The sequence below is a fragment of the Clostridium cuniculi genome (assembly GCF_004353185.1).
GTDB classification, from domain to species: Bacteria; Bacillota; Clostridia; order Clostridiales; family Clostridiaceae; genus Clostridium; species Clostridium cuniculi.
Map to the genome: position 1 here is coordinate 18,458 of NZ_SMUS01000001.1, position 26,486 is coordinate 44,943.

Consider the following 26,486-nt stretch of genomic DNA (forward strand, 5'->3'; position numbering starts at 1 on the left):
TATTAATTTTTAATCTTGCTGTTAATATTGACTCCCTCCTTTAATCTTTATAATAAATTTAAATAAATATCTAAGTATAAATAAAATTAGGCATATATCCAAAGTGATTTTTTATTGATATATGCCTTCAGCTTCTGTATAAATATTATTTACTTTTATAACAATTAAAATTTGCCATTAAATCTTATCCCATTTTTTATTTATATTAGGACAATAATTTTTCTTAACAGCTGCTCTCATTTCAACAAAACAACCACATAACTTGCACATGCCATTTACAAGATTATCGCACTCCATACAAGTATCTAACCTAATCTTATAATCCGCCTCTGGAGTTTTAATATCATTATCTATATTTTTAATATAATCCTGCATATGTTTATATTCGGCATCGCCCATTACTTTATCTAATAAACACTTCTTACAAAATCTATTTTCCATAAATTACTCTATAATAAAGCTAATTACACTACAAGCTGGAATATTAAAGTTTAATCCTTGTGCTGTTAAAACAAAATCTTTAAACTCTTCTGGCTTAACTACTTCTGGATTATCAAATGTATTATATGCATCCATTTTATTAGTTAAAATAGTAGCTGTAACAGATTTAATTGGTCTATCAACTATTATTCCTTCAATATCATATGCTTCATCAATAGATAAATTATTTATAGTTATATTAATTCTACCTTCGGCATCTACAGAAACTGATTCATGTAAGTTAGGAACTTGATTTTTTTCATCAACACCAATCATTTTAGTTTCTATATAACTTTCAACTAATGTTGCTTCTTGATGGTTTTTATACATATTAAATACATGATAAGTTGGAGTTAATATCATCTTTTCACCTTCTGTTAATATAACAGCTTGAAGTACATTAACTACTTGAGCTAAGTTTGCCATTTTAACTCTATCACTATGCTTATTAAATATATTTAAATTAATCCCTGCAATAAGTGCATCCCTCATTGTATTTTGTTGATATAAGAATCCTGGATTAGTTCCTGGCTCAACATCATACCAGCCACCCCATTCATCAATAATTAAATCAACTCTCTTTTCTGGATCATATTTATTCATTATTTCTAAATGTTTATTAATTAACTCTTCCATTTTTAGAGTTTTATTCATACTAACATACCATGTCTCTTTATCAAAACCTGTTGCTGGCCCTTTGTTTTCCCATCCACCTGGATGAGTATAGTAATGTAACGTTAAGGCATCCATAAAGTTTGCCGCTACTTTCATTACTCCTTCAGTCCAATTATAATCATCTACATTTGGTCCACATGCAATTTTATAAAGCTTATTATCACCATAGTTTCTACAGTAAGTTTGATATCTTCTATACATGTTTCCATAGAATTCTGGCGTCATATTTCCGCCACAACCCCAGTTTTCATTTCCTACACCAAAGTACTTAACTTTCCATGGTTCTTCATGTCCATTTTGTTTTCTTAACTCTGCCATTGGTGAAATACCATCAAAAGTTAAATATTCTACCCATTCAGACATTTCTTGAACTGTCCCACTACCAAGGTTTCCATTAATATATGGCTCACATTCTAATTGTCTACATAATTCCATAAATTCATGTGTACCAAAACTATTATCTTCTACAACTCCACCCCAATGTGTGTTTATCATCTTTTTACGATTTTCTTTTGGTCCTATTCCATCCATCCAATGATATTCATCAGCAAAGCATCCACCTGGCCAACGTAATACTGGTATCTTAATTTCTTTTAATGCTTGTACAACATCACTTCTCATTCCATTTACATTAGGTATTTTGGAATCTTCGCCAACATATATTCCTTCATATATACACCTTCCTAAATGTTCTGAAAAGTGTCCATATATTTCTTTACTTATTTTTGATTTTTTATTGTGTGTGTTAATTATTAATCTACTCATAATTCTAACCCCTTATCTTAAATAAAATTATCTATTTAATCTCCAATATAAATCATTCCATTTTAATTCTTTTTCAAACTCTTTAATATTAGTATCTTTACCTATTACAACTGATTCAATTCCATACATATTAGCTAAATCAGTTAATTGCTCTGAGTCTAATTCATAAGAAAATGAAGTATGATGAGCTCCACCAGCAAGTATCCAAGCTTTTGCTCCTACTTTTAATGATGGTTCTGGTCTCCATAATACTCTTGCTACTGGAAGTTGTGGAAGATCTTTTTCAACTTCTTTAGCTTCTACTTCATTTATTATTAATCTCATTCTTCCACCTAAATCAATTAATGATGCACAAACTGCTGAACCTGCTTGTCCGTTAAATATTAATCTTGCTGGAGCTGCCTTATCACCAATTCCTAAATGCTTAACTTCGATTAAAGGTTTGTTAGCTGCAACTGTTGGACAAACTTCAAGCATATGAGCTCCTAAAATCATTTCATTTTCTGGTTCGAAGTTATAAGTATAATCTTCCATGAAAGAAGTTCTAGTATTGTTAGTCATAATTTTCATTAATCTAACTAAACCAGCAGTTTTCCAGTCACCTTCTCCTCCAAATCCATATCCATCTTCCATAAGTCTTTGTACTGCAAGTCCTGGTAATTGTTCCATACCATGAAGCACTTGGAAGTTAGTTGTGAATGCAGTATATCCGCCTTTTTCTAAGAATCTTCTTAAGGCAATTTCTACCTTTGCTTGATATTTAATAGAATTTCTTACAGAACCTTCTGTTTTTCCTGCTTCACAAATTTCATATTTTTCTTCATATACTTTCATTAAGTTTTCAACTTCTTCATCAGTAACCTCATTAATTACTTCTACTAAGTCTCCAATTCCAAAAGCGTCACAAGTCCACCCTAATTTTAATGCTGCTTCAACTTTATCACCTTCAGTTACAGCAACATCTCTCATATTGTCATCAAATCTAGCAATTTTAATATTCATTCCCTCAACATATCCAGCAGCAACGCTCATCCATTTATTTATTTCTTTATGAACCTCTGGATCTTGCCAATATCCAACAACAACTTTTCTATTGTTACCCATTCTTGTATTTATAAATCCAAATTCTCTATCTCCATGAGCTGATTGATTTAAATTCATAAAATCCATATCCATTGTATCCCATGGAATATCTCTATTAAATTGTGTATGGAAATGTAATTGTGGCTTATTTAATATTGATAGTCCTCTTATCCACATCTTAGCTGGTGAAAAAGTATGCATCCAAGTTATGATACCTGCACAATTTTCATCATTGTTAGCAGCTAAGCATACATCATATATTTCCTTAGCATTTCTTACTGTTGTCTTATAAATTATTTCATATTTAATTCCTTCAACATCATTTAATTTACTTACCATTTCTTTAGAATCTAAAGCAACTTGCTTTAAGGTATCTTCTCCATATAAGTCTTGACTTCCTGTTACAAACCAAAAACTATATTTTCTTGTATTAATCATCTTTACCTCTCCCTTTTATATATTTTCCCCTAAGAAAATTAATTATTTTGAACCTTACTATAATCACTTATAAATCTTTCAATTCCAGCTGTAGTTAATGGATGTTTAGCCATATCTTCAATTTGTGCATATGGTATTGTTGCAATATCTACCCCTGATAATATGCATTGAAGAATATGTTCCTTTGTTCTTATACTTGCAGCAATTATTTCTGTTTCAAAACCATAGTTTTCTTTAGCTATGATTAAATCATTTATTAAATCCATTCCATCTAATCCAATATCATCTAATCTTCCAACAAAAGGACTAATATAAGTTGCTCCAGCTTTAGCAGCTAAAATACCTTGATGAACACTGAATATTAAGGTAACATTAGTTTTTATTCCTTCTTGAGATAAAACCCTAACTGCACTTAACCCTTCTAAAGTCATTGGTATTTTAACAACTATATTTTTGCTTATTTTTGCTAACTCTCTTGCTTCTCTAATCATTCCTTCAGTATCTAAGCTCATAACTTCTGCACTTATTGGCCCATCTACTATTTCACAAATTTCTGGAATTACTTCTGCCATTGTTTTATTTTCTTTTGAAACTAATGATGGATTTGTTGTAACTCCATCAATTAATCCCATATCATTTGCCTTTTTAATTTGTTCAACGTTAGCTGTATCTATAAATATTTTCATAATTCTCTTTCCCCCATAAATCCATAGTTATATCTAATAAAATTATTAATACTATGTTAATTTAATTTTTCAATATACTTTATATTTGACTCCTAAGCTTTATTTTTCAAATACTTTACTGCTTCATGCTCAATAGTTAATCCACTTTTATAATCTTTTATAAATTTTTCATATCCAATAATCATATTTTGATTTGGCTCTACTGTTACTGCTTCTGCATCTCTAAAGATAGTGTTATTTAAAAAATCTTCTAAAGAATTATTTTCTTGCTTTTTATCAAGATATAGTGCTAGCAATGCAATTCCCCATGCTCCACCTTCTCCTGCAGTTTCCATTACAACTACAGGTGCTCCTATAGCTGCTGATAAAATATTTTGTGCAACTCCCTTAGTCTTAAATATGCCTCCATGTCCAAGAATTTTATCAATTTTAACATTTTCTTCTTTTGTTAAAATATCCATTCCAAGTTTCATTGCACCAAAACATGTATATAATTGAACTCTCATGAAATTAGCTAAATTAAACTTTGAATTTGCTGGATGTAAAAACATAGGACATCCTTCTGTTAGCCCTATTCCATGTTCACCTGAATAGAAACAGTAAGACATTAAATCACCACAGTCATCATCACCATCTAAAGCTTTTTCAAATAATGTCTTGTATAATTCACCTGGTGTAACCTTTACTCCAAATGCTCCTAAACATTGATTGAATATTTCCATCCAAGCATTAATATCTGATGTGCAATTATTTGAATGTGCCATTGCTACTAAATCTCCTGTTGGAGTTGTAACCATATCTAACTCTTTATGCAATTTAGATAACTCTTTTTCAAGAACTACCATGGCAAATGCTGAAGTCCCTGCTGATACATTTCCTGTTTTCTTAGCTATACTATTAGTAGCTACCATTCCAGTTCCTGCATCTCCTTCTGGAGGACAAAGTTTAGCTCCTGGTTCCAGCTTTCCAGTTGGATCTAAAAGTAATGCCCCCTCCTCTGTTAATGTTCCAGCCTCTTGTCCTGCAACTAAAACCTTTGGAAGAATTTCTTCTAGTGTCCATGAGTATTTATTAGAAGCAATTAATGAATTAAATTTTCCTATCATATCTTTATTATAATTCTTGTTATTTATATCAATTGGAAACATTCCAGCTGCTTCTCCAATACCCATTACTTTTTTCCCTGTAAGCTTCCAATGAACATAGCCTGCTAAAGTTGTAAGAAAATCTATATCCTTCACATGCTCTTCCTTATTTAAAATAGCGTGATATAAATGTGCAATACTCCATCTTTCTGGAATATTATATTGGAATAGTTCTGTTAATTCATTAGCAGCCTGTCCTGTGAAGGTATTTCTCCATGTACGAAATTCAGCTAATTGACTTCCATCTTTATCAAAAGGAAGATATCCATGCATCATAGCACTTACTCCCATAGCTGATAATTTATTTATTCTTACATCATATTTTTCCTTAACTCTTTCTGCCAAGTCTTTATAACACCCTTGAATACCTGTCCAAACTTCATCTAAAGAATATGTCCAAATCCCATCAATTAAGCTATTTTCCCAGTCAAATCCTCCAGTCTCAATAACTGATCCCATTTGATCAACAAGAACTGCTTTTATTCTGGTAGAGCCAAGCTCAATTCCTAGAACAGCTTTTCCTGATTCTAGCGTCTTTTTTACTTCATTTAAACTATTCATGACTCATTATCCTCCTACATCCTCTTTTCTCTATGGAGTTTAATAACCTATTAAACTCCATCAAAGAACACACCCATTATTAACCCTTTAAATTAATTCTTTTACTTTATCTACTACAGTTTCTTTGTTAAATCCAAAGAAATTCATTACCTCATTACCATTACCTGATGCCCCAAATGTATCTATGGATAATACTTCATCAACATATTTGTGCCATCCATATGATGAAGCCATTTCTACAGCTAACTTTTTAACTCCTGGTTTTAACACGCTATTCTTATAAGCTTCATCTTGTATATCAAATAATCTAAAACATGGCATTGATACAACATCAACATATATTCCTTGTTTTTCTAATTCCTTTTGAGAATTTATTGCTAGATCTACTTCTGAACCAGTTGCTACTATTTGAGCTACTGGAGTTTGTGCTGCTTCTGAAATTATATATGCACCTTTTCTAACATTATCTACACAATTAAATTCAGCATTTACATTTATATTCTGTCTTGATAATACTAATACTGAAGGTGTTTCTTTATTTTCTAAAGCTATTTGCCAAGCTGCATTTGTTTCATGAGCATCTGCCGGTCTTATTACATTTACATTAGGTATAGCTCTAAGTCCTGCTAATTGTTCAATTGGTTCATGTGTTGGCCCATCTTCTCCTACAGCTATTGAATCATGAGTTAATACATATACTAATGGTAATTTTTCAATTGCAGACATTCTTATTGCAGGTTTTAAATAATCACTAAACACAAAGAATGTTGAAACAAATGCTCTTAATCCACCATGTAGCATTATTCCATTACCAGCTGAAGACATTCCAAATTCTCTAACTCCAAACCAAATATTCTTTCCATCTGGAGTATCTCTTCTAAAATCTCCTTGATCATTTAAGTAGGTCATATTTGAATGTGCAAGGTCTGCTGAACCACCAAAGAAATTACCATAACTTTTTGCAATGGCATTCATTGTAAATCCTGAAGCATTACGAGTTGAAACTGATTGACCTATTTCATACTTTGGTAATACTTCTTCAAAATTAATATTTAATTCTCCATTAATTGAAGATATTAAACTATTATATTCTTCTGGATAAGTTTCTTTATATTTATTAACTAACTCATTCCATTCACTTTCCTTTTGTTTTCCTCTTGATATAAGATTATTAGCAAAATCTTCTTTTACCTCATTAGGAACAGTAAATGGATCATAAGTCCAATTTAAATTTGCTTTAGTTTCTTCATATTCATTAGATCCTAAAGGTGCTCCATGGACTCCATTTGTTCCTCCCTTATTAGGTGAGCCATATCCAATTGTTGTTTTAATCTCTATTAATGTTGGCTTATCTGTTACACTCTTAGCTTCTTCTATTGCAGCTGAAATTGCTTCAATATTTGTATCTCCATCTTCAACTCTAATAGTATGCCAATTCATACCTTTAACTCTATCTATAACATTTTCTGAGAATGAAGTTGAAAGTTTTCCATCTAAACAAATATCATTTGAATCATATAGAACAACTAATTTCCCTAAGCCTAAGTGTCCAGCTAAAGATATTGCTTCATTAGCAACCCCCTCCATTAAATCCCCATCACCAACTATTGCATAAGTATAATGATCTACTATATCTAATCCATCTTTATTATATTTAGCTGCTAAATGTTTTTCAGCCATTGCCATACCTACAGCTTGAGCAATACCTTGTCCTAATGGACCACTTGTAGCCTCTACCCCTGGAGTATGTCCAACTTCTGGATGACCTGGAGTTTTTGAATTTAATTGTCTAAATTGTTTTAAATCATCAATAGATACATCAAATCCACTTAAATGTAACATTGAATACAAAAGCGCTGATCCATGTCCAGCTGATAATATAAATCTATCTCTATTAAACCATTTGCTATTTTCCGGATTAATGTTCATATGCTTATTAAACAATGTATATGTCATTGGTGCTGCACCCATACAGATTCCTGGATGACCTGATTTTGCTTTTTCAATTTGATCTACTGATAACATTCTTATTGTATTGATGCTTTTTATTTCTACTTCCCTCATTATTCCCCTCCAAATTTCATATCTTACAATTTCACATATATACTAAAAACCTTTTAATACCTTGAATCTTATATTTAAACTATTTTAATTCTTATCACTTATTTCATTACTTCTTTTACTTTTACTGAATCTTGTCCATAATAAGCATTTGCTCCATGTTTTCTAAAATAATGCTTATCTTGTAACTCTGAAGGTATTGGTGTAATTTCACTATTTAAATTTTCAGTTCTTATTGCCATCTTAGCCACTTCTTCTAAAACTACTGCATTTAAAACAGCCTTACTTGCAGTTTCTCCCCATGCAAATGGTCCATGACTTGCAATAATTATTCCTGGTACACTTAACTCTTCAATTTTTCTTTCTGTTAATGTTTCAATAATTACTAAACCAGTATTCTTTTCATATTCATTTTTAATTTCTTCATTATTTAAAGATCTTGTACATGGAACTGGGCCATAGAATGTATCTGCGTGAGTTGTTCCATATGAAGGAATATCTCTTTTAGCTTGTGCCCAAGATGTTGCAAATGATGAGTGAGTGTGAACAACTCCTCCTATGTTGGGATACTTTTTATATAATTCAATGTGAGTTGGTGTATCCGAAGATGGTCTTAAATCACCTTCTACTACATTTCCTTCTAAGTCTACTACAACCATATCACTAGCTTTCATTTCATCGTAGCTTACTCCACTTGGTTTAATTACTATAAGTCCTTTTTCTCTATCTATTCCACTTACATTTCCCCAAGTTAATACAACTAAATTATGTTTTACTAAATCTAAGTTTGCCTTAAAAACCTCTTCTTTTAAATTCTCTAACACCTTAATACCTCCCATTTTTTGTATCTGCCTCCGGGGTCAATCCATTTTTTGTAATTCCCCTTTTTCCCAATTAGTACATACAATTTTAATTGCCCTCAATTTATGTACCGTACAATTTAATGTTAGCAAATATTTCTATGTTTGTAAATGTTTTTATTAGAAAATTATAGAAAATATTGATCGTACATTTTTAAGCTTTTTTTTAATTATTAATAAAATTATCACATAACAATCTTATTAATAAAATAGCGCTATAGTATAAACACTTTAAGCATTTATACTATAGCGCTATTACTATAATTTCATCTCCTATCCCTTCATTCCAGTCATTGCTATTCCCTCGATAAAATAATCTTGTCCTAGAAAGAAAATTATTATACTTGGTATTATAACAACTGCTGAGGCTGCCATCATATATTGCCATTGCGCAGTATACATACCTTGAAACTGCATGAGTCCAAGAGAAAGTGTAAATTTATCACTATCATTTAGATATACTAAAGGTCCTAAAAAGTCATTCCATGCTCCCATAAACGCAAATAATCCAACTACAATCAATGATGGTTTACTTAATGGCATTATTATCTTTGAATAAATTGTAAAATGATTTCCCCCATCTACCATTACTGATTCATCTAATTCTTTAGGAATAGTCATAAAAAACTGTCTTAGTAAAAATACATTAAAAACTCCTCCTCCAAACCATGCTGGAACTATTAAAGGTGCATACGTATTTACCATTCCAAGCTTTTGCCATCCAATAAATGTTGGTATAAGAGTTACTGCAAAGGGAATCATCATTGCTGTTAGTAATATTCCAAAAACCTTGTCTCTCCCAATCCAATTTATTCTAGAAAAACTATAAGCACATAATGAACTTGTAATTACTGTCCCAGCCACTGATAAAACAACAATAAAGGCAGTATTAAAAAAATACTGTAGAAATGGAATCATATTTAAAGCTTCTTTATAATTGCTAAATTTAATAGGGTTTGGAATCCATATTGGTGGCATAGCAAATATCTGTGACATATCCATAAGTGAACTTCGAATCATCCAATAAAAAGGAAGTAAGCATAAAACAGATAATAATGCTAATGCTAAATATATTAGTACTTTAGATACTTTTTTCTTCTTACTCTTCATACTTATTTCCCTCCTTCATAATAGACCCAATTCGATGATTTAAATAGTATAAATGTGAAAACAGCTATTATTATTAATAATATCCATGCTAAAGCACTTGCATTTCCCATTCTAAAATTACTAAACGCTTCTCTATATAAATAAAATGCATAAAATAAACTTGAATTGTTAGGGCCACCATTGGTCATTATATATGCCTGAGTAAATGTTTGAAATCCATTTATAAATCCCATTACAAGATTAAAAAATAAAGTAGGTGTTATCATAGGAACTGTTACATTTATAAACTTATGAATTGAATTTCCACCATCAATTTCGACAGCTTCATATAATTGTTTTGGAACTCCTTGTAATCCTGCTAAAAAGATTATAACTGTACTCCCAGTTGTCCATAAACTCATTATTATTAATGATGGTAATACTGTTTTTTCATCAAATATCCACTTTGATGTTGGCATACCTAAAGATCTTAAAATAGTATTAAACAATCCTAAATCAGGATCCATTAACCATATCCAAATCATTGATGATGCAGCAGCTGGAACAATTGTAGGCAAATAGAATATCGTTCTAAATACACCCTTAAATTTCACATCATTATTTAAAAGCATCGCTATCATCAATGAGAAAATAAGTTGAATTGGCACACTAAAAATAACAAATATAGTTGTAACTATTAGCGACTTATAAAAGAATGGATCTCCACCAGTTAATAAATTTTTATAATTATCAAATCCAACCCATTTAGGAGTACTTGCTATACTGTAATCTGTTAAACTAAAATATCCACTTGCTATCATTGGTCCAACAACAAAAATAATAAATCCAAGTATTACCGGAGATGCAAAAACTAATCCTGTAATCAACTCTTTCCTTCTTCTATCCGATAATTTATTTTTAGGCTTAATATTAATATTTTTCTTACTTTCCGTACAAATCATTAACTCTCCCCCTATATACCGTTTATTGGTTTGACTTCTGTAATATAATTAATAAACTAAACCAAAGCCAAACCTCTCTTTTTATTCTGATTTATATACTCCTTTTAATTCCGGCGTAACTTTAGGTTCTATTTCAGTTAATGCTTCTTCAGCTGTCTTTTCTCCACTCCAAACTTGATCTAGAGCTGGTCCAATAATTGAATTAATTTTCACCGAATTTTTCAAATAATATCCTACATCAGGAACACTATTATTTAAAGCTTGCTCTAATATTGCTTCTCTGAAACCATCTGAATGCCCTGGTTTTATAACCCACTCTTTTATTAACTCTTCATCTGTATACCATTTTTTAGCAGTAGGTAGCCATAATCCACTTTTTATTAAATCCTTAGTCCCCTCACCAGATGTCATCCATTTTAAGAATTTCCATGCTTCTTCAGGGTGTTTAGTGGTATTAAAGATTGACATAACTTCTCCAAAAAGTGTATTTGTATTAGTTTTCATTTTAGGAAGTACCCCTACATCATAATTTACATTTGCATTTGCTAAATCTAATTGAACCCATTGACCATCCCAATCCATTGCTATTTTTCTTGATTGAAGCGCTACCGCTGGTGCTGGTAATGTCTTTGATTGTGATGGTGAAGGAGCAACATGATATTTTACAGATAAATCAGCAAGTTTTTGAACTGTATCAATAACTAATGGATCTGTTAAATTTGACTGTGTTCCATCGTCATTAATAATTTTTACTTCATTTAAATTCAAAAAAGTTTGCCATATTGAGCTTGGCATATTTATTCCAAATTGTTTAATATTATCAGGATCAAATCCCTCTTCTGTTGCATTTTTACCATTATAATCTATAGTAAGCTTCTGACATACTTCTACAAACTCTTCCCAAGACCATGCTTCCTCTGATTTTGTAGGTGGCAATCCTATCCCTGCCTCTTCAAACGCATCGACATTGTAATATAATCCAAAAACTTCTTGACATGGTGTAATTCCTACTATAGTTTCAGGGTCTATATGAATAAATGAACCATCTATATACGTATCTTCACTTATCTCATCATCATTATCTATCATAGATGATATATCATATATTTTCCCTTCATCAGCCCATGATAACGCAGTAGTCTTATACATCAAAGCTACATCTGGAGCTGTATTTCCAGCAATCATAGTGGCTAATTTAGTATCATAGTCTGTTGGTATATGTTGTAACTTAACTTTTATATTGGGATTATTTTTTTCAAACTCCTCTACAGCTTTTTTTTGAGCTTCTAATTCATTAGTGCTTCCCCATGTAGTATATGTTAGCGTAACTATTTCATCTTCACCTTCGCTACTTTTCCCCTGAGAATTTGATGATGTTCCTCCACATCCAACTAACATACCAGTAGCAAATGTCATTAATAGAATCGTAGACAATATTTTTTTTATACCCATAAATCTTCCCCCTCTTATTTGTAACTGTTTACAAATAAAATTATATATTAGCCTTCAAAACTAATAAATTCTAATATTCTTAGATTAGTGGATTTTCTTTTGATTCCTCTCTAACTAAAGGTAAATAAATATATATATATGTTCCACAGTTTAATTCTGAAGATATTTTAACCCCATATTTTTTACCATAAATCAACTTAATTCTATTATTAACATTGCTTATTCCTATACGTTCTTTATTTTCTTTTATAATATAGTCTATCTTTTCCTTCTCTATTCCTTTCCCATTATCATATACACAAAAACATACCTTATCTTTATCTATATATCCATTCACCTCTAAAACTCCTTTATATTCACTTGAATCAAACCCATGAATTATTGAGTTTTCTACAAATGGTTGTAAAAATAATTTAGGTACCTTATACTTCATCAACTTACTATCAATATTATATTTTACATCAAATCTATCCTCAAAACGAATCTGCATGATATAAATATACCTTTTTAACCATTCAAAATCTCTCTCAAATTCACAACACTCTTCATTATTATTGGCTGTATATTGTAACATACTTGATAATGATACAATAATTTTACTTATTTCATTCTGATCATTCTCTATTGCAATCCAATTAATAACATTTAACGTATTATATAAAAAATGAGGATTAAGCTGAATATTTAAAGACATTATGGTTGCTTCTCTTTCTCTTATTTTGGTTAAATAATTTTCATCTATTAAATTTGCTATTTTATCATCCATTTCATTGAATTTAGTAATCAAATTTGTTATTTCATAACTTCCCTTTATTTCTGTTTTATTAGAAAAGTTACCATTTCCCATTTCTTTTATAGATTCAAGTAACTTTCCAATTGGTTTAGTGACAGTTTTTGAAATTATATTAGCAAATACACATCCTGCAATTACTATCATTAAAGATAAAATTAAAATAAATATTCCTAAATCATTAAAATCTGATAATATTGTTCTAACCGGAATAACTATAGCTGAAAACCACCCTGTAGATTTTAACCTTGAATAACATACTAAGTATTTTTCATTATCTATTTCAGTTTTTATAATTCCATCATTATTCTCAATATCATTTATCCACTCCGCTTTATACTTTTTACCCCACTCCGTTTTATTATTGCTATAAACTATTTCTCCAGACTTAGATATAATATAGTAATTTGAATTATTATATTGTAAATCCTTATTTAGGATATCATTAAATATATCAGGCTTAAGATTAATTAATAATACATTTTTATCCTTATTAATATTCTCATTATTAAACTTTAAATTTTCACTATCTAAGTTATTTAATACCTTAACAGCTGAAAATAAATACTCATAGTCCAGACGTATATTTTCTAACTCATTAAAATTATAAAATTCAGAAAATTTATAGGTAGGAATCCATACAAGAGATCCATTATTATCATTTGCAATATCATAAAATATTGAATTTTTATAGAAGTCATTTTTAATAGGTATTTTACCTGAACCAAAATTATAATATGGTGTTATTATATGTGTGGAATATATATAAGAAAAGTTAAAATACTTAAACAGAATATTGTTAATTGATTTATCATCGCTTAATAATTCATAATTACTTCTATTTTCTAAATTACTTACAATATTGAATAAATCATGATCTAACGTTATTGCCTCAGAGCTTTCTAATATATTATAAAGTTTAATATCAATTACCAAATTGTTATTATTCACCAAACTTAAAGATGATTTTTCTACATTTTTTAACGTAATATTATAGCTTGTTTTATAATAAATAGAACTAATTATTATAATAGAATTAATTAATAAAAATACATAAGTTATATATAATTGATTTTTTAGTTTCATATTATTTAATTCTTTAAATTGAAATACTTTTTTCATAATAATTTAGCTCCTTATCTAGAATTTAATCTTCTATATTCTTCAGGAGATACTAACATTTCCCTCTTAAAAACTCTATTAAAATACTTACAATCCTTATATCCAACTAATTGAGCTATTTCGTATACTTTTTTATCAGTTCCAATTAAAAGTTCACATGCTTTCTCTATTCTTATCTTTAATAGATACTTTACAAAATTCATACCCATCTTTTCCTTAAAAATAGTGCTAAAATAACTTGAATTAAAATGAAATTTTTCTGCTATTTCATCTAATGATATATCATGCATATAATTATTGTTAATATAATCAATATAAATATCAGATATTATGCCACTCTTATCTCCATTTAATTTACAACTTAACATTAAATTTATTTCTTTAATTTTATTATTCTTATCCTTCTTTATACTTTCTTCAACTCTATTTAATATATTTATAACCTTTTCTATATCTACAGGCTTTAAAATATAGTCAAACACACCTAATGAAATAGCATTTTGTGCATACTCAAACTCAGCATATGCGCTTAAAATTATTATTTTTGTATTAATATTTTTATAATTACATTCTCTTATAAAAGATAATCCATCTAATAATGGCATTCGTATATCTGTTATAATTATATCTACTTCATTTTCTTTTAAAAAATTTAATGCGTCGCTCCCATCTTTGAATTGATTAATTTCATAATTCGGCCTCAATTTTCTAATAAGATTACTTAATCCCTTACGATGTATTGCCTCATCATCTATCACAATTAATCTAATCATTAATATAGTACCCTCCTCAATAAATTTGCTTACTTTATTCTACCTTCAAGAATAGTAAGTATATTATTCATCATACTTATAACAACATATCCTAAAATACTTGTAAAAAATAATGCTAATATAAATGACAATTTATATGCTACAATGCCCAGTAAATAAATCATAATCATCAATACAATACCTATATGCGGCTTCCTTATTAAGTAATATATAGACAATTTATATAAATCGAAAAATCTTACATAAAACCTAGATATTATAGAAAGCAAATAAAAATTGATCATTATACATATTAAAATGAATATTTCTATTAAATACTTAAAAAAAAGTAATCCTTCATTTAAAGAAATATAAAATTTTTCTAAATGAAATATTGCTAATAAGGAAACTTGTAAAAGTCCAATTTTAGCAGAAATTGAAAAATTTGTTTTATAGGAACAAAAAAAATCTCTGGTAATGTTTACACTCTTCTCTCTAAATAATTTTCCCATAACACTTAATAAAGCACTCCCAGCCGGAAAAATAGGTATTAATGCTATAAATAAAAATAATTTACTATTGAAACTTGGATTTATAGAAGAAATAATTAAATAGATAATCAATGGTATATTTAATCCCCAAAAATATATACTTCCCATAAGAAAATATATAAAATAATCTGATATTGTAAATACAATACCCTCTCCAAAGTAATTTTTTTTATTAGACATCTTTCTCCCCCTAAACATTAAAATTATTATTTTATTTCTAATAAAAAAGTGCTCATACTGAGGTTTCCTTTCTCTTATAAGCACTTCTATATTTTATATTCTCTTAACACTATTTTTTATTGCTATTTCCGGTTCAAATACATATGAAACTTTTTCTTTTTCACCATTTATTAATGATAATAACATTTCTGCTGCCTTTCTTCCAAGCTCTTCTTTAGGATGGGAAATTGTTGTTATTCCACAATCCAATGCTGCTGATATAGTTTCATCATTATCATATCCAACAACAGATAAATCCTCTGGAATTCTTACCCCTAGTTCTTTTGCTACTTTAACAACATTCATAGCAACTTTATCATTGTAACAGAATATAGCTGTTGGTTTATCTTCTTTACTTAATAAACTTCTAGTAAATCCATCTATATAAAACTCTTCTTCAAAAGTCTTAAACTTCCCAATAATTGTACTGTCAATTTCAATATTATTTTCTTCTAATGCCTTTAAGTAGCCATTTTTACGTTCAATACCTTGTACGTCATCTTCTTTAAATAATCCAGCTATTTTTTTATGTCCTAAATCAATTAAATATTTGCAAATTGTATATCCACCTTTTTCATCATCTATAGCTACATAAGATTGCTCTTTTTTATCATAAGCTGCATTAATCATTAAATAAGGAATATTATTTCTAGCTATTGCTTCGTAATATTCTAGATTTGTATTACCTAATGCACTTGCAGTAGGTTCAATTATTGCACCAACAACATCATATTCTAATAGCTTTTTCAATTGCTCACGCTCTTTTTCTTTATCATTATTAGTGCTTAATAATAAAATATCATATCCATTTGCACTTAATACTTCATCTATTCCTTTAATTAGAAACGGAAATATATATTCTGATAAATATGTTGTAATTACCATAATCATTTTGCTATTACTTCTTTTATCTTTATCTAATTTTTCAACAAATGCCCCCTTACTTTTTTCCCTATAAATATATCCTTGCTTTTCAAGTTCTAATATAGATTGTCTAACAGTATGTCTACTTACTGAAAACATTTCACCTATTTCTTGTTCAGTAGGTAATTTCTCACTATACTTCATTTCTCCATTTAATATTTTATCCCTATAAAATTCAAATATCTCTATATATTTAATTGTTTTTTCTGCCATAATATACTCCTTCAAATATTGTACTTACAATTTTATATATATTCAATTTTAAACTATTTTTAAACTTTTTACCATAAAAATTTCAAATTAAATTTAAAATTTTTCATGTATTTTATATCAAAAAACAGAGGTTGTATTTATTTACAATCTCTGCTTTATAATACTTTAATTATTAAATTATTTACATAATCTTATTTTTAGTTAAATATTTCACATATTCATTGAAATTTATCTAGACTCTTTTCCTTTTAGATGATGATTTTATACCTAATTCTTCTCTATATTTTGCTACAGTCCTTCTCGAAATATCTATATGTTCTTTATTTAATAAATCACATATCGCTTGATCTGATAATGGCTTATTTTTATTTTCTAACTGAATTAATTGTTTTATCTTATTTTTAATAGTATTAGTTGAAACTCCCTCACCATTTATCCCAGAAGATACAATTCCATTACAAAATAAGTCCTTAATTTTTACAGTTCCTCTTGATGTTAATATATATTTATCTTTTATAGCCCTACTTACTGTTGATTCATGCAGAGCCATCTCATCTGCTAAATCTCTCAGAGTCATTGGTTTTAAATATTCCTGTCCATTTTCAAAATATGCTTTTTGCTTTTTAACAATACACTCTAATAATTTTAATATAGTATTATTTCTTTGTTCTATATCATTTATTAAACCGATAGCATCATTAACTTTTTCTTTAACGTATTCTACTTCTTTTTTGTTTTTCCCATTTAAAATTTCCTGCTTGTATAAATTATTTATTGTAATATTAGGTATAATATCCTTATTCATTATGACATTATACTTATCCCCTATTTTTACTATGTATGCATCTGGTATTATAAATTTAACCTCTTCACCAGTATAATATCCCCTTGATGGCTTTGGCTCTAAGCTTTTTATAATATCTCCATATGCTTGTACTTCTTTAGGTGTAATTTTTAATTCTTTAGCTATATAGTTATATTTACAATCTGCTATATACTCTAAATACTTTAGTACTATTTCCTTTATAATTTCATCTAAAATACCTTTGTTTTTTAATTGTATTAATAAACATTCTTTAAGATCCCTTGCCCCAATACCACATGGTTCTAATGATTGTAATATCTCTAATGCATTCTGCACTTTCTCCCCATCTATTCCTAAATCACTACAAATTTCTTCTAATGTATTTTCTAAATATCCTCTACTATCTAATGATTCAATCATATAAGATACTACTTTCTTAATTTTTATATCACTTTTTATTTCACCTAGCTGCTCATAAAGATAGTCTTTTAATGATTTTTTATCTGAAATAAAGTTAAATACAGATGCCTCATCTTCATTATTATGTTGATAATTATAATCTTCATCATATCTATCATTTAAATACTTAGATAATTGTGTATTATCAATATTATCCTTACTTTCAATTAAATTAAAATCAGCTTCTAATATTGGATTTTCTTCAAACTCTTTTTCTATATATTCTCGTAAATCATATGCTGACATTTGCAAAACATTTATAGATTGTTGCATTATTTGAGTTAATATTAATTTTTGTTTTTGAGATATATTTAATTTTAAATCCATTTGCATACCATATTTCTCCTCTAATACCCATTACTTTTCATAAAAATTATTACTCAATACAATTTTTGTAATCTTTTACTATTATTATATATCACTTATCAAAATTAAGTAATACAAAATATTTAGAACTAAAAAAAGTAATGAAAATATTTAAAAGGAGCCTATAATATAAACTCCTTTTAAAGTCATCGTTTAAAATATTTAGTATGCAATAATTCTTCAGCCTTATTTGAACCTGGTTCTCCTAAATACTCATTATAAATTTTTATTATATTAGGATTTTCATGTGATTTTCTAATAATTTTATTTTTATCTATACTATATATTTTTTTCATTTTATTAATTAATTCACTGCTTTCATCAATATTATATGGTTGTCCACCACCTCCAATACATCCTCCTGGACAGCACATTACTTCAACAAAACAATAGTTTTCACCATTCTTTATTTTATTTAAAAGTATATCTACATTTTTTATTCCATTAACTACAGCTACCTTTATTTCTTTTCCATTCAAATCTATAGCAGCTTCTTTAAACCCATTAGTTCCTCTAACTTCATAAAAATCTAATGCTTTCAAATCATATCCTGTAATCTTCTCATAAGCAGTCCTTAATGCTGCCTCCATTACGCCTCCTGATGCTCCGAAAATATTGGCTGCTCCACTTGATATGCCTAATAAATTATCAAAATCACTAGAAGGAATATTGTCAAAATTAATTCCTGTTTCCTTTATTAATCTAAGTAATTCTCTTGTAGTTATAACAATATCAACATCTCTAACTCCTGATTTACTAAACTCTTCTCTATGTGCCTCATACTTTTTTGCAGTACAAGGCATTATAGATACACTAACTATATTTTTATAATCTATATCTGCCTTCTTTGAATAATAAGTCTTTAATATAGCTCCAAACATTTGTTGTGGAGATTTGCAAGATGATAAATTAGGAATTAATTCTGGTTTATGTTTTTCAACATAATTAATCCATCCCGGACTACAAGAAGTCATTAAGGGTAATACACCATTATTATTTATTCTTCTAATTAACTCCTCTGTCTCTTCCATTATTGTTAAATCAGCCCCAAAATTAGTATCAAAGACTTTATCTACACCTATAAGCTTAAGTAAAGTTACTATCTTTCCTGATAAGTCGCATCCTTCAATTCCTAATTCATTTGCTATACTAACTCTTACTGCAGGTGCTATTTGAACTACAACATGCTTACTCTTATTATCAATAGCACTATATAAATCATTTAAGTTTTCTCTTTCATATATAGCTCCTACTGGACAAACCTTGCTACATTGTCCACAAAAAATACATGAACTATCATTTAAGTCTTTATCAAACTCTGTTGTTATTTTATAATCCTGTGCTCTATTAGAATAGCACAATACATCTACCCCTTGATTATTTCTACATACAGCCACACATCTTCCACATTTTATACACTTACTTTCATCTCTTATAATAGCTATACTTGATTCATCTTTTTTATCAAAATTTGTTTTTGATGCAAATGTATTTTCTCTAATATTATATATTTCACATAATTTTTTTAACTCACAATTACTATTTTTTATACAATGTCCACAATCAAAGTCATGATCTGCAGCAATTAACTCTAAAATAGTCTTTCTAGTATTTCTAACTTTACTGCTATTAGTAAGTATCTCCATACCTTCACTTATTGTGGTATCACATGCAGGTATCAACCTTCCTTTATTCTCAACCAAACATACTCTACAGCTAGCATCTTTATTTATATTCTTTAAGAAACATAAAGTTGGTATATATATATCCACACTTCTTGCTGCTTCTAAAATACTCATTCCTTCATTAAAACAATATAATTCTCCATTAATAGTTAAATTGACCATAATTACCTCTTCACCTCTATCCCTTTCATTAAATCTTCTTTAAAATACTTAATAGCAGAATTTAATGCTGTTGGTGCAGTTTTACCTAAACCACAAAATGATGCATTTTTCATAACATCTAATAATCTTTCTAAGGTATTAATATCATCTATTGTTCCCTTTTTGTTATTTAGCTTTTCTAATATATTAACTATTTGTTTATTTCCTTCTCTGCAAGGAGTACACTTTCCACAGGATTCATGGAAAAAGAATTTATATACATGTAATAAATATTCAATCATATCTACACTATCATCTATAACTAATATTGAACCAGAACCTACTGATACATTTATTCCTTTTAATGCATCATAACAATATTCTGTATCAATTAATTCTTTAGGTATTATACTACCTGAAGATCCTCCTATATGAACTGCCTTTAATTTATTATCTAAATATATTCCCTCTCCTAATTTATAAATTATATCTTTTATTGATATTCCAAATGGTATTTCATATACTCCTCTTCTTTTAACATTTCCACATAAACTAATTAATTTTGTACCTCCGCTAGCTTCATTGCCTAAACTCCTATAACTTTTTGCACCCTTTAAAACTATATATGGTATTGTAGTGAATGTTTCTACATTATTAACTAATGTAGGCTTTCCATATAGTCCACACTCCTTTATATAAGGCGGTTTCATTCTTGGTCTACCAACTTTACCTTCTGCTGATTCAGCTAATGCAGAGTTTTCACCTACTACATATGCACCTGCTCCAGTTAATACTTTTATATTAAAAGTAAAGGTAGTTCCTAATATATTTTCACCTAAATATCCCTCTTTCTTTGCATTGTAAATAGCTTCATTTACAACCTTCTGAATAGCTGCATATTCACCTCTTATATAAATAATACCTTCCTTTGCTCCTAGTACTCTCGCTGCAATTGTCATTCCTTCAATTAACCTTAATGGTAAATTTTCAAATATTAATTTATCTTTAAATGTTCCTGGCTCTCCTTCATCTCCGTTACACAATATATATTTTTCATCGCCCTTTATATTATAAGCTTGCTCCCACTTAACCCCAGTAGGATATGCAGCTCCACCTCTTCCCCTTAAATTAGAATTTTTAATTTCCTCGCATATACTTAATGGCTCCATATTTATGGCTTTTTTTAGAGCTTCAAATCCCCCAATACTAATGTAGTCATTTACATCAGTAGGATTAATTTTATAAAATCCATCTAAAATTGCCCTTATCATAATATTGCCCCCCTATATTAATAATCCTTCTATTATTTCATCTACTTTTTTCCTAGTTAAATTTCCATATACTTGGTCTCCAATTTTTATTACTGGTGAAATATCACATGAGCCCATACAACTACTGGATTTTAAAGTAAACATATTATCAGTTGTTGTTTCTCCTATTTTTATTCCTAGCTTTTCTTGCAAATAATCCACTATATATTTAGATTTACTTACATAACATGGACCTGATCCACAAAACTCAATAACATATTTCCCTTGCTTACTAGTACTAAACATAGAATAAAATGTTATCATCTCGTATATTTTAGCTAAAGTAATATTCATTTCTCTGCTAATAATTTTGCAATACTCTTCCTTAATTTCTTTATCTTTATCATTATTTTGGATTTCCTTTAATATAAAAAGTATATTTTCTCTTTGATTATTATACTTGCTTAATATATTTAAAATATCATTTTCTAATAACATAAAATAAACCTCCTAGAGATAATCTATATATGATTATCTCTAGCAAGTTTCATTCCAAATCTATGTTTTAAAATAATTGTATTTTTTTATATTTTCTGACATTAAAGCTGTTTTATTTAATATAAATATATTAGTTTTTCATTATTATTTAAAAATTAATATTACCATTATTTTTTCTAATAAAATAATTATCATTTTTTTGATATTAAATTATCAAAATGATAATTTTCTTCTGTTTATATCTTATTCTCTTCTCCCCATTTACACATTTCCTCTAAAATTGGCATTAAAGATAATCCACGTTTTGAAAGTCTATACTCAACCTTTGGAGGAATTTGAGGATATTCTTTTCTAATAATAATCCCATCTCTTTCTAATTCCTTTAATTGATTGTTTAATATTTTATCACTTATTTGACCTATACACCTTTTTAATTCACCATATCGTAATACTTCATATTCTACTAACCAAAACATTATAATCATCTTCCACTTTCCACCTATAATTGAAAGTGTATATCCAAAAGGAGTAGATGTAATATCCGTTAAATCAGACTTTTCAAAGTCTTTCATACTCATTTTATCACCTTCTTATATAATTAATACTAACCAAAAGGTATGTAGTTTACCTAAAAGTGCATACTTGTTTAAATATAAAATAACACATATACTCATATTCGTAAAAGATAATATAAGGAGATGGGAATTTATGAAAAAATGTAAAATTGAAGTTCTTAAAACAACATTTCATGAAGATTTAGCAAAACAATATGGTTGTAAAAATCTTGGCAAATGTCCTATGCATAAGGTAGGCGATATATTTTATGGTGATTACTCAAAACCAGAAGGATTGTGTGATGAAGCATGGAAATCTATGTATCAATATGTTTTTGCTCTATCTCATGGATGTGATAAATTTTATTATGAGGATTGGATAGATAAAGAAGGTGTAGCTATTTGCTCATGTAATGACGGTATTCGTCCTGTAATTTTTAAAATAGAATCAACTGATGAAGAGGCTAAAATTAACTATGAACCTATTAAATAAATATATATTTTTACATCAATAGTCTAATAACAGGAAAAGTAGATATACTTGGTATTATAAGTAAATCTACTCTTCTTCATATCCATTCACTAATTAATATTTTCTTAATCTAAATTTCTAATTCTCACATCTTGCCAAATATCTGTATTCTGCACTATTTCTGATGAATCTCCACAAAAAACTTTACTAGCTTCTTTATCATTCATTAAAGTATATCTAAACCAAGAAGTCATATAACTATCAGCATAAATTAGCATGTCCCCATGATCAACATTTTTTCTTCTTGCCATAATTGCTTTTATATCCTCATTTAAGTTTTCATAATTTTTTATTAAAGATTCTAATGGAGCTATTGTTTCTGAGTCAATCTTACCAGTACCTGCAACCATAAAATAAGGTATTCTTATCTTGCTTACATCATAGTCCCATTGAAGTGCATTAGCTAACTCTAAAGATGTTGTACTTGCCGTATAGATTGATGTGAATATGTTACTATTTTCAAAATTAGTGACAGCATTTATTGCACCTACACCTCCTTGAGAATGTCCTGATATTCCTACATTTTCTATATCTAACTTATTATAAAATATACTTTCCTTATTATTATTCAATGATAATATATAATTTAAAGTAATAGAAGAAGATTCACCAGTTGCAGTACTTGCATCATCATTTCCTATAACAATAAATCCCCAAGAAGCTAAATGTTCAAAAGTTGCTCCATATTTAGAATATGGTACACCTGTACCATTTACAAATAATACAACTGGATATTTCTTATCACTTTTTTCCTCCAATTCTTCAGGATACCATATCTTATATTTATTAAATAATTCTTCATTACTATCAACTTCTAGAGAATTAACAGTATATTCTCCATAACCTGTATATTTATTTTCCAATACTCCACTTGTTATAACTTTATTGAAATACTCACTACTAATAGGCTTTGATGCCAAATATTTTAACATCATTAAAAGAATACATATTAATAAAAAAATAATTAAAAGCATAATTAAAATAATCTTTATAAACTTTTTCATATTAAGCCTTCCCCCTTTACAATTTTATGATACAGTTATATCCTCAAATTTGAGACAAGTGTATCATACACTTTATTTTAAAACCATATTTTTAAAAAAATGAGACAATCTAAGGGGTTTTGTATCAGATGAAAATGAACGAAAATGCTACATATGTAAAAAAACAAATTACTCAGGCGCTTTTAAAACTAATGGAAACCACAGCTTTTGAAGAAATAAAAATAACTGACATCGCTAAATTAGCTATGGTTAGTAGAGCATCATTTTATAGAAATTTTGCTGATAAAGAAGATGTAATTCAACAATATCTTATACACCTTATTAAAGAGTGGGAATTAAAAGTTAAACTTGAAAAAAGAGAAGATGCAGATTGGATAGAAAACTTATTCGGTCTTTATAAAAACTATAGTGAAGTCTACACATTGCTATATAAATCTAATTTGTCACATTTAGTTTTAGACAATATCAAAGCTGTTTGTGGTCCAAAGGCTGAGCAAGATAATTTGCAAGCTTATTTTAATTCATGGCTTGCCTATGGTTTATTCGGTTGGATTAACGAATGGATAGCTAGAGGAATGAAAGAATCTCCTGAATCAATGGCAAAACTTATTAAAGAGGCAAATCAACCTTCGTAATTTAATAAGGACATCAAAAATTATTTTGATGTCCCTTCATTACTCTTAATTATACTCTTCTATTTTAAACTTCTCTAAATCAACCTCAGTAAATTTAGCTCTCTTAAACTTATCCTTTAATTTATAAGGTACAGTACAATCAAATATAGTTTTGCAAGCTATCCCTCTATCTCTAATAGTCCAGCTATATTCAGGGCTTTGTGAAGGATCTAATGGATGGCACCTAACTCCTGGAATAAATATTGTATCAATATCTCCTTGATACCTAGTATTTAATGCCCATAAAACATCATTACTATCAAATGGATCTACATCTTCATCAACTAATATTACAGTCTTTAATTCTGAAAATGCTGATAACGCTAATAATGCAGCTTGTCTTTCTCTTCCTTGATCACTAGGAACGCTCTTCTTAATTTGAAGTATAGCCATATACTTTCCACCCCCTGCTGGATGAGCGTATACATTTAAAAGTCTACCTGGCATTGCTTTTTCAACCATTTGAATTATACTTGCTTCTGTTGGAATTCCAGCCATATTTACATGCTCTTCACTTGGTCCTATGCAAGTTTGCATTATTGGATTCTTTCTATGAGTTATTGCTTTTACTCTAATTACAGGTAACTCCTTAGCAGCCTCACCTGTATATCCTGGGAATTCAGGCATTGCTTTTCCCGTATTTGTGTTCATATCTTCTCTTACACGTTTATTAGGAACCAACTCACCTTCAATCACATATTCTGCTCTGGCAATTGCAGACTCATCAACAGTTAAACACTTAACCATTTCAACTGGCTTCTTTCTTATTGCTCCTGCTATAGATAGTTCATTAAATCCAATTGGGGTAGTTGGTGGTTCAAAACATGATGCTATTTCAATTGCTGGGTCAACCCCTATACTAATAGATATCGGTAGAGGCTTTCCACTTTCCTCTGCTTTCTTTCTAAATGCATCTAAATGTCTTACTCCAGGGGTGAAAAACATTGATAATTCATCTTTTCCTTGTAAACATAAACGATGAATTGTAACATCCCCTTCTCCAGTTTCAGGATCTCTTGCATAACACATTCCTAAAGTTATATATGGTCCAGCATCCTCTTCTGTATTTGTAGGTGCCGGTAATATCTTTCTTATATCAAATCCTTCATCAGTTGCATAATGTACAACTTCTTGACATGGTGCATTTTCATTGTCTATTATAATTGGGTTTATTGGATTTTTTACTGCTTCATTTAATAAAAATCCTAACTTCTTAGGTTCACAATCTAGAAGCATTCCAACTCTATCTCTACTAGCCAGAAGCCCTATTATAACTTTAGCATCCTTATGCCCTTTTATATTATTAAATATCATTGCCGGCCCTATTTTTGTTGGTCTTTTTACAGTTCCACCAGCTCCAATATATCTATAAACTCCTGCTAATTCCCCATGTGGATCTACTTCTACATCACTTTTCACTAATTGACCCTTAACATTTTTTAAGTATTCAATAGCACTTCTTAAATCATTAATTTCAATCTTATTCATGCTTATTTCCCTTCCATAATAAATAATCTGTTTCAACCTCTAAATTATTAATTGCCCATTTACTCATTATTAAATGAGTTTTTATTTCTTCTATATCCTTTAAATATTCAAGCAACCTGACTGCATATACAGTACCTGTCGCTCCCATTACTCTTATAACTAAATTCATATTTTCACCTCAATTAATTAGCAGTAACTTTAA

General features: G+C 28.8%; 24 protein-coding genes. 2 read left to right on the plus strand and 22 right to left on the minus strand.

Features of this window, described 5'->3' with window-relative positions; genetic code table 11:
* Positions 1–177: 177 nt before the first annotated feature.
* From EJJ37_RS00085 to EJJ37_RS00175, 19 genes are all read right to left on the minus strand, one after another.
* Positions 178–441, minus strand: coding sequence for a DUF6171 family protein (locus EJJ37_RS00085; protein ID WP_133013556.1), 264 nt, complete (start codon positions 439–441; stop codon positions 178–180).
* A 3-nt stretch (positions 442–444) separates the two neighbouring features.
* Positions 445–1,920, minus strand: coding sequence for an alpha-N-arabinofuranosidase (locus tag EJJ37_RS00090; RefSeq protein ID WP_133013557.1), 1,476 nt, complete (start codon positions 1,918–1,920; stop codon positions 445–447).
* Between the two features lie 27 nt (positions 1,921–1,947).
* Complete coding sequence (gene araA, locus EJJ37_RS00095; RefSeq protein WP_133013558.1) at positions 1,948–3,441, minus strand: L-arabinose isomerase; 1,494 nt, start codon at positions 3,439–3,441, stop codon at positions 1,948–1,950.
* 38 nt (positions 3,442–3,479) lie between these two features.
* On the minus strand, positions 3,480–4,127 hold the full coding sequence (fsa, locus tag EJJ37_RS00100) for a fructose-6-phosphate aldolase (RefSeq protein ID WP_133013559.1): 648 nt from the start codon (positions 4,125–4,127) through the stop codon (positions 3,480–3,482).
* 92 nt (positions 4,128–4,219) lie between these two features.
* Positions 4,220–5,833 (minus strand): xylulokinase, encoded by a 1,614-nt coding sequence (locus tag EJJ37_RS00105; protein ID WP_133013560.1) that lies wholly within the window; start codon positions 5,831–5,833, stop codon positions 4,220–4,222.
* 87 nt (positions 5,834–5,920) lie between these two features.
* The gene (tkt, locus tag EJJ37_RS00110; protein ID WP_133013561.1) at positions 5,921–7,897 is read right to left on the minus strand and encodes a transketolase; all 1,977 of its coding nucleotides are present in this window, start codon (positions 7,895–7,897) and stop codon (positions 5,921–5,923) included.
* A gap of 98 nt (positions 7,898–7,995) precedes the next feature.
* The gene (locus EJJ37_RS00115) at positions 7,996–8,718 is read right to left on the minus strand and encodes an L-ribulose-5-phosphate 4-epimerase (protein WP_133013562.1); all 723 of its coding nucleotides are present in this window, start codon (positions 8,716–8,718) and stop codon (positions 7,996–7,998) included.
* Positions 8,719–9,027: 309 nt separating this feature from the next.
* Entirely contained in the window at positions 9,028–9,864 is an 837-nt protein-coding gene (locus EJJ37_RS00120) for a carbohydrate ABC transporter permease (RefSeq protein WP_133013563.1), read from the minus strand.
* A gap of 2 nt (positions 9,865–9,866) precedes the next feature.
* Positions 9,867–10,805, minus strand: coding sequence for a carbohydrate ABC transporter permease (locus tag EJJ37_RS00125; protein ID WP_133013564.1), 939 nt, complete (start codon positions 10,803–10,805; stop codon positions 9,867–9,869).
* 81 nt (positions 10,806–10,886) lie between these two features.
* Entirely contained in the window at positions 10,887–12,257 is a 1,371-nt protein-coding gene (locus tag EJJ37_RS00130) for an ABC transporter substrate-binding protein (RefSeq protein ID WP_133013565.1), read from the minus strand.
* Between the two features lie 79 nt (positions 12,258–12,336).
* A complete protein-coding gene (locus tag EJJ37_RS00135) occupies positions 12,337–14,169 on the minus strand; it encodes a sensor histidine kinase (protein ID WP_133013566.1) in 1,833 nt (610 codons plus the stop codon).
* 14 nt (positions 14,170–14,183) lie between these two features.
* Entirely contained in the window at positions 14,184–14,942 is a 759-nt protein-coding gene (locus tag EJJ37_RS00140) for a response regulator transcription factor (RefSeq protein WP_133013567.1), read from the minus strand.
* 29 nt (positions 14,943–14,971) lie between these two features.
* Positions 14,972–15,652 (minus strand): DUF624 domain-containing protein, encoded by a 681-nt coding sequence (locus EJJ37_RS00145; protein ID WP_166484621.1) that lies wholly within the window; start codon positions 15,650–15,652, stop codon positions 14,972–14,974.
* Positions 15,653–15,745: 93 nt separating this feature from the next.
* The gene (locus EJJ37_RS00150) at positions 15,746–16,828 is read right to left on the minus strand and encodes a GntR family transcriptional regulator (RefSeq protein WP_133013569.1); all 1,083 of its coding nucleotides are present in this window, start codon (positions 16,826–16,828) and stop codon (positions 15,746–15,748) included.
* Between the two features lie 232 nt (positions 16,829–17,060).
* A complete protein-coding gene (rpoN, locus tag EJJ37_RS00155; RefSeq protein ID WP_133013570.1) occupies positions 17,061–18,425 on the minus strand; it encodes an RNA polymerase factor sigma-54 in 1,365 nt (454 codons plus the stop codon).
* 179 nt (positions 18,426–18,604) lie between these two features.
* A complete protein-coding gene (locus EJJ37_RS00160) occupies positions 18,605–20,305 on the minus strand; it encodes an NADH-dependent [FeFe] hydrogenase, group A6 (protein ID WP_133013571.1) in 1,701 nt (566 codons plus the stop codon).
* 2 nt (positions 20,306–20,307) lie between these two features.
* Positions 20,308–21,555 carry a complex I 51 kDa subunit family protein gene (locus EJJ37_RS00165; protein ID WP_133013572.1) on the minus strand — a complete coding sequence of 416 codons (1,248 nt, stop codon included), beginning with the start codon at positions 21,553–21,555 and terminating at the stop codon, positions 20,308–20,310.
* Positions 21,556–21,567: 12 nt separating this feature from the next.
* Positions 21,568–22,032: an NADH-quinone oxidoreductase subunit NuoE family protein gene (locus EJJ37_RS00170; RefSeq protein ID WP_133013573.1), complete on the minus strand. Its 465-nt coding sequence runs from the start codon at positions 22,030–22,032 to the stop codon at positions 21,568–21,570.
* Between the two features lie 236 nt (positions 22,033–22,268).
* Positions 22,269–22,610 (minus strand): winged helix-turn-helix transcriptional regulator, encoded by a 342-nt coding sequence (locus tag EJJ37_RS00175; RefSeq protein WP_133013574.1) that lies wholly within the window; start codon positions 22,608–22,610, stop codon positions 22,269–22,271.
* Positions 22,611–22,740: 130 nt separating this feature from the next.
* Between EJJ37_RS00175 and EJJ37_RS00180 the strand changes: the two genes are divergently transcribed.
* Entirely contained in the window at positions 22,741–23,079 is a 339-nt protein-coding gene (locus EJJ37_RS00180; protein ID WP_133013575.1) for a TIGR04076 family protein, read from the plus strand.
* Positions 23,080–23,183: 104 nt separating this feature from the next.
* Here the strand turns inward: EJJ37_RS00180 and EJJ37_RS00185 are convergent, their stop codons facing one another.
* Positions 23,184–24,122, minus strand: coding sequence for a poly(ethylene terephthalate) hydrolase family protein (locus tag EJJ37_RS00185; RefSeq protein WP_133013576.1), 939 nt, complete (start codon positions 24,120–24,122; stop codon positions 23,184–23,186).
* 128 nt (positions 24,123–24,250) lie between these two features.
* Between EJJ37_RS00185 and EJJ37_RS00190 the strand changes: the two genes are divergently transcribed.
* On the plus strand, positions 24,251–24,757 hold the full coding sequence (locus EJJ37_RS00190) for a TetR/AcrR family transcriptional regulator (protein WP_133013577.1): 507 nt from the start codon (positions 24,251–24,253) through the stop codon (positions 24,755–24,757).
* Positions 24,758–24,802: 45 nt separating this feature from the next.
* Here EJJ37_RS00190 and EJJ37_RS00195 read toward each other — a convergent pair whose 3' ends face one another.
* Both EJJ37_RS00195 and EJJ37_RS20010 read right to left on the minus strand, forming a co-directional pair.
* The gene (locus EJJ37_RS00195; protein ID WP_133013578.1) at positions 24,803–26,284 is read right to left on the minus strand and encodes a UbiD family decarboxylase; all 1,482 of its coding nucleotides are present in this window, start codon (positions 26,282–26,284) and stop codon (positions 24,803–24,805) included.
* Entirely contained in the window at positions 26,277–26,453 is a 177-nt protein-coding gene (locus tag EJJ37_RS20010; protein WP_166484622.1) for a flavoprotein, read from the minus strand. The genes EJJ37_RS00195 and EJJ37_RS20010 overlap by 8 nt, the downstream gene beginning before the upstream one ends.
* Positions 26,454–26,486: the final 33 nt, after the last annotated feature.

Coding starts and splice junctions, on each gene's coding strand:
- EJJ37_RS00135 (WP_133013566.1), bottom strand. CDS start 14,169: ATGAAAAAAGTATTTCAATTTAAAGAATTAAATAATATGAAACTAAAA.
- EJJ37_RS00170 (WP_133013573.1), bottom strand. CDS start 22,032: ATGTTATTAGAAAATGATATTTTAAATATATTAAGCAAGTATAATAAT.
- EJJ37_RS00165 (WP_133013572.1), bottom strand. CDS start 21,555: ATGATAAGGGCAATTTTAGATGGATTTTATAAAATTAATCCTACTGAT.
- EJJ37_RS00185 (WP_133013576.1), bottom strand. CDS start 24,122: ATGAAAAAGTTTATAAAGATTATTTTAATTATGCTTTTAATTATTTTT.
- EJJ37_RS00120 (WP_133013563.1), bottom strand. CDS start 9,864: ATGAAGAGTAAGAAGAAAAAAGTATCTAAAGTACTAATATATTTAGCA.
- EJJ37_RS00140 (WP_133013567.1), bottom strand. CDS start 14,942: ATGATTAGATTAATTGTGATAGATGATGAGGCAATACATCGTAAGGGA.
- EJJ37_RS00150 (WP_133013569.1), bottom strand. CDS start 16,828: ATGGCAGAAAAAACAATTAAATATATAGAGATATTTGAATTTTATAGG.
- EJJ37_RS00175 (WP_133013574.1), bottom strand. CDS start 22,610: ATGAGTATGAAAGACTTTGAAAAGTCTGATTTAACGGATATTACATCT.
- araA (WP_133013558.1), bottom strand. CDS start 3,441: ATGATTAATACAAGAAAATATAGTTTTTGGTTTGTAACAGGAAGTCAA.
- EJJ37_RS00160 (WP_133013571.1), bottom strand. CDS start 20,305: ATGGTCAATTTAACTATTAATGGAGAATTATATTGTTTTAATGAAGGA.
- EJJ37_RS00105 (WP_133013560.1), bottom strand. CDS start 5,833: ATGAATAGTTTAAATGAAGTAAAAAAGACGCTAGAATCAGGAAAAGCT.
- EJJ37_RS00195 (WP_133013578.1), bottom strand. CDS start 26,284: ATGAATAAGATTGAAATTAATGATTTAAGAAGTGCTATTGAATACTTA.
- rpoN (WP_133013570.1), bottom strand. CDS start 18,425: ATGCAAATGGATTTAAAATTAAATATATCTCAAAAACAAAAATTAATA.
- EJJ37_RS00125 (WP_133013564.1), bottom strand. CDS start 10,805: ATGATTTGTACGGAAAGTAAGAAAAATATTAATATTAAGCCTAAAAAT.
- EJJ37_RS00130 (WP_133013565.1), bottom strand. CDS start 12,257: ATGGGTATAAAAAAAATATTGTCTACGATTCTATTAATGACATTTGCT.
- EJJ37_RS00085 (WP_133013556.1), bottom strand. CDS start 441: ATGGAAAATAGATTTTGTAAGAAGTGTTTATTAGATAAAGTAATGGGC.
- EJJ37_RS20010 (WP_166484622.1), bottom strand. CDS start 26,453: ATGAATTTAGTTATAAGAGTAATGGGAGCGACAGGTACTGTATATGCA.
- EJJ37_RS00090 (WP_133013557.1), bottom strand. CDS start 1,920: ATGAGTAGATTAATAATTAACACACACAATAAAAAATCAAAAATAAGT.
- EJJ37_RS00145 (WP_166484621.1), bottom strand. CDS start 15,652: ATGTCTAATAAAAAAAATTACTTTGGAGAGGGTATTGTATTTACAATA.
- EJJ37_RS00180 (WP_133013575.1), top strand. CDS start 22,741: ATGAAAAAATGTAAAATTGAAGTTCTTAAAACAACATTTCATGAAGAT.
- fsa (WP_133013559.1), bottom strand. CDS start 4,127: ATGAAAATATTTATAGATACAGCTAACGTTGAACAAATTAAAAAGGCA.
- tkt (WP_133013561.1), bottom strand. CDS start 7,897: ATGAGGGAAGTAGAAATAAAAAGCATCAATACAATAAGAATGTTATCA.
- EJJ37_RS00190 (WP_133013577.1), top strand. CDS start 24,251: ATGAAAATGAACGAAAATGCTACATATGTAAAAAAACAAATTACTCAG.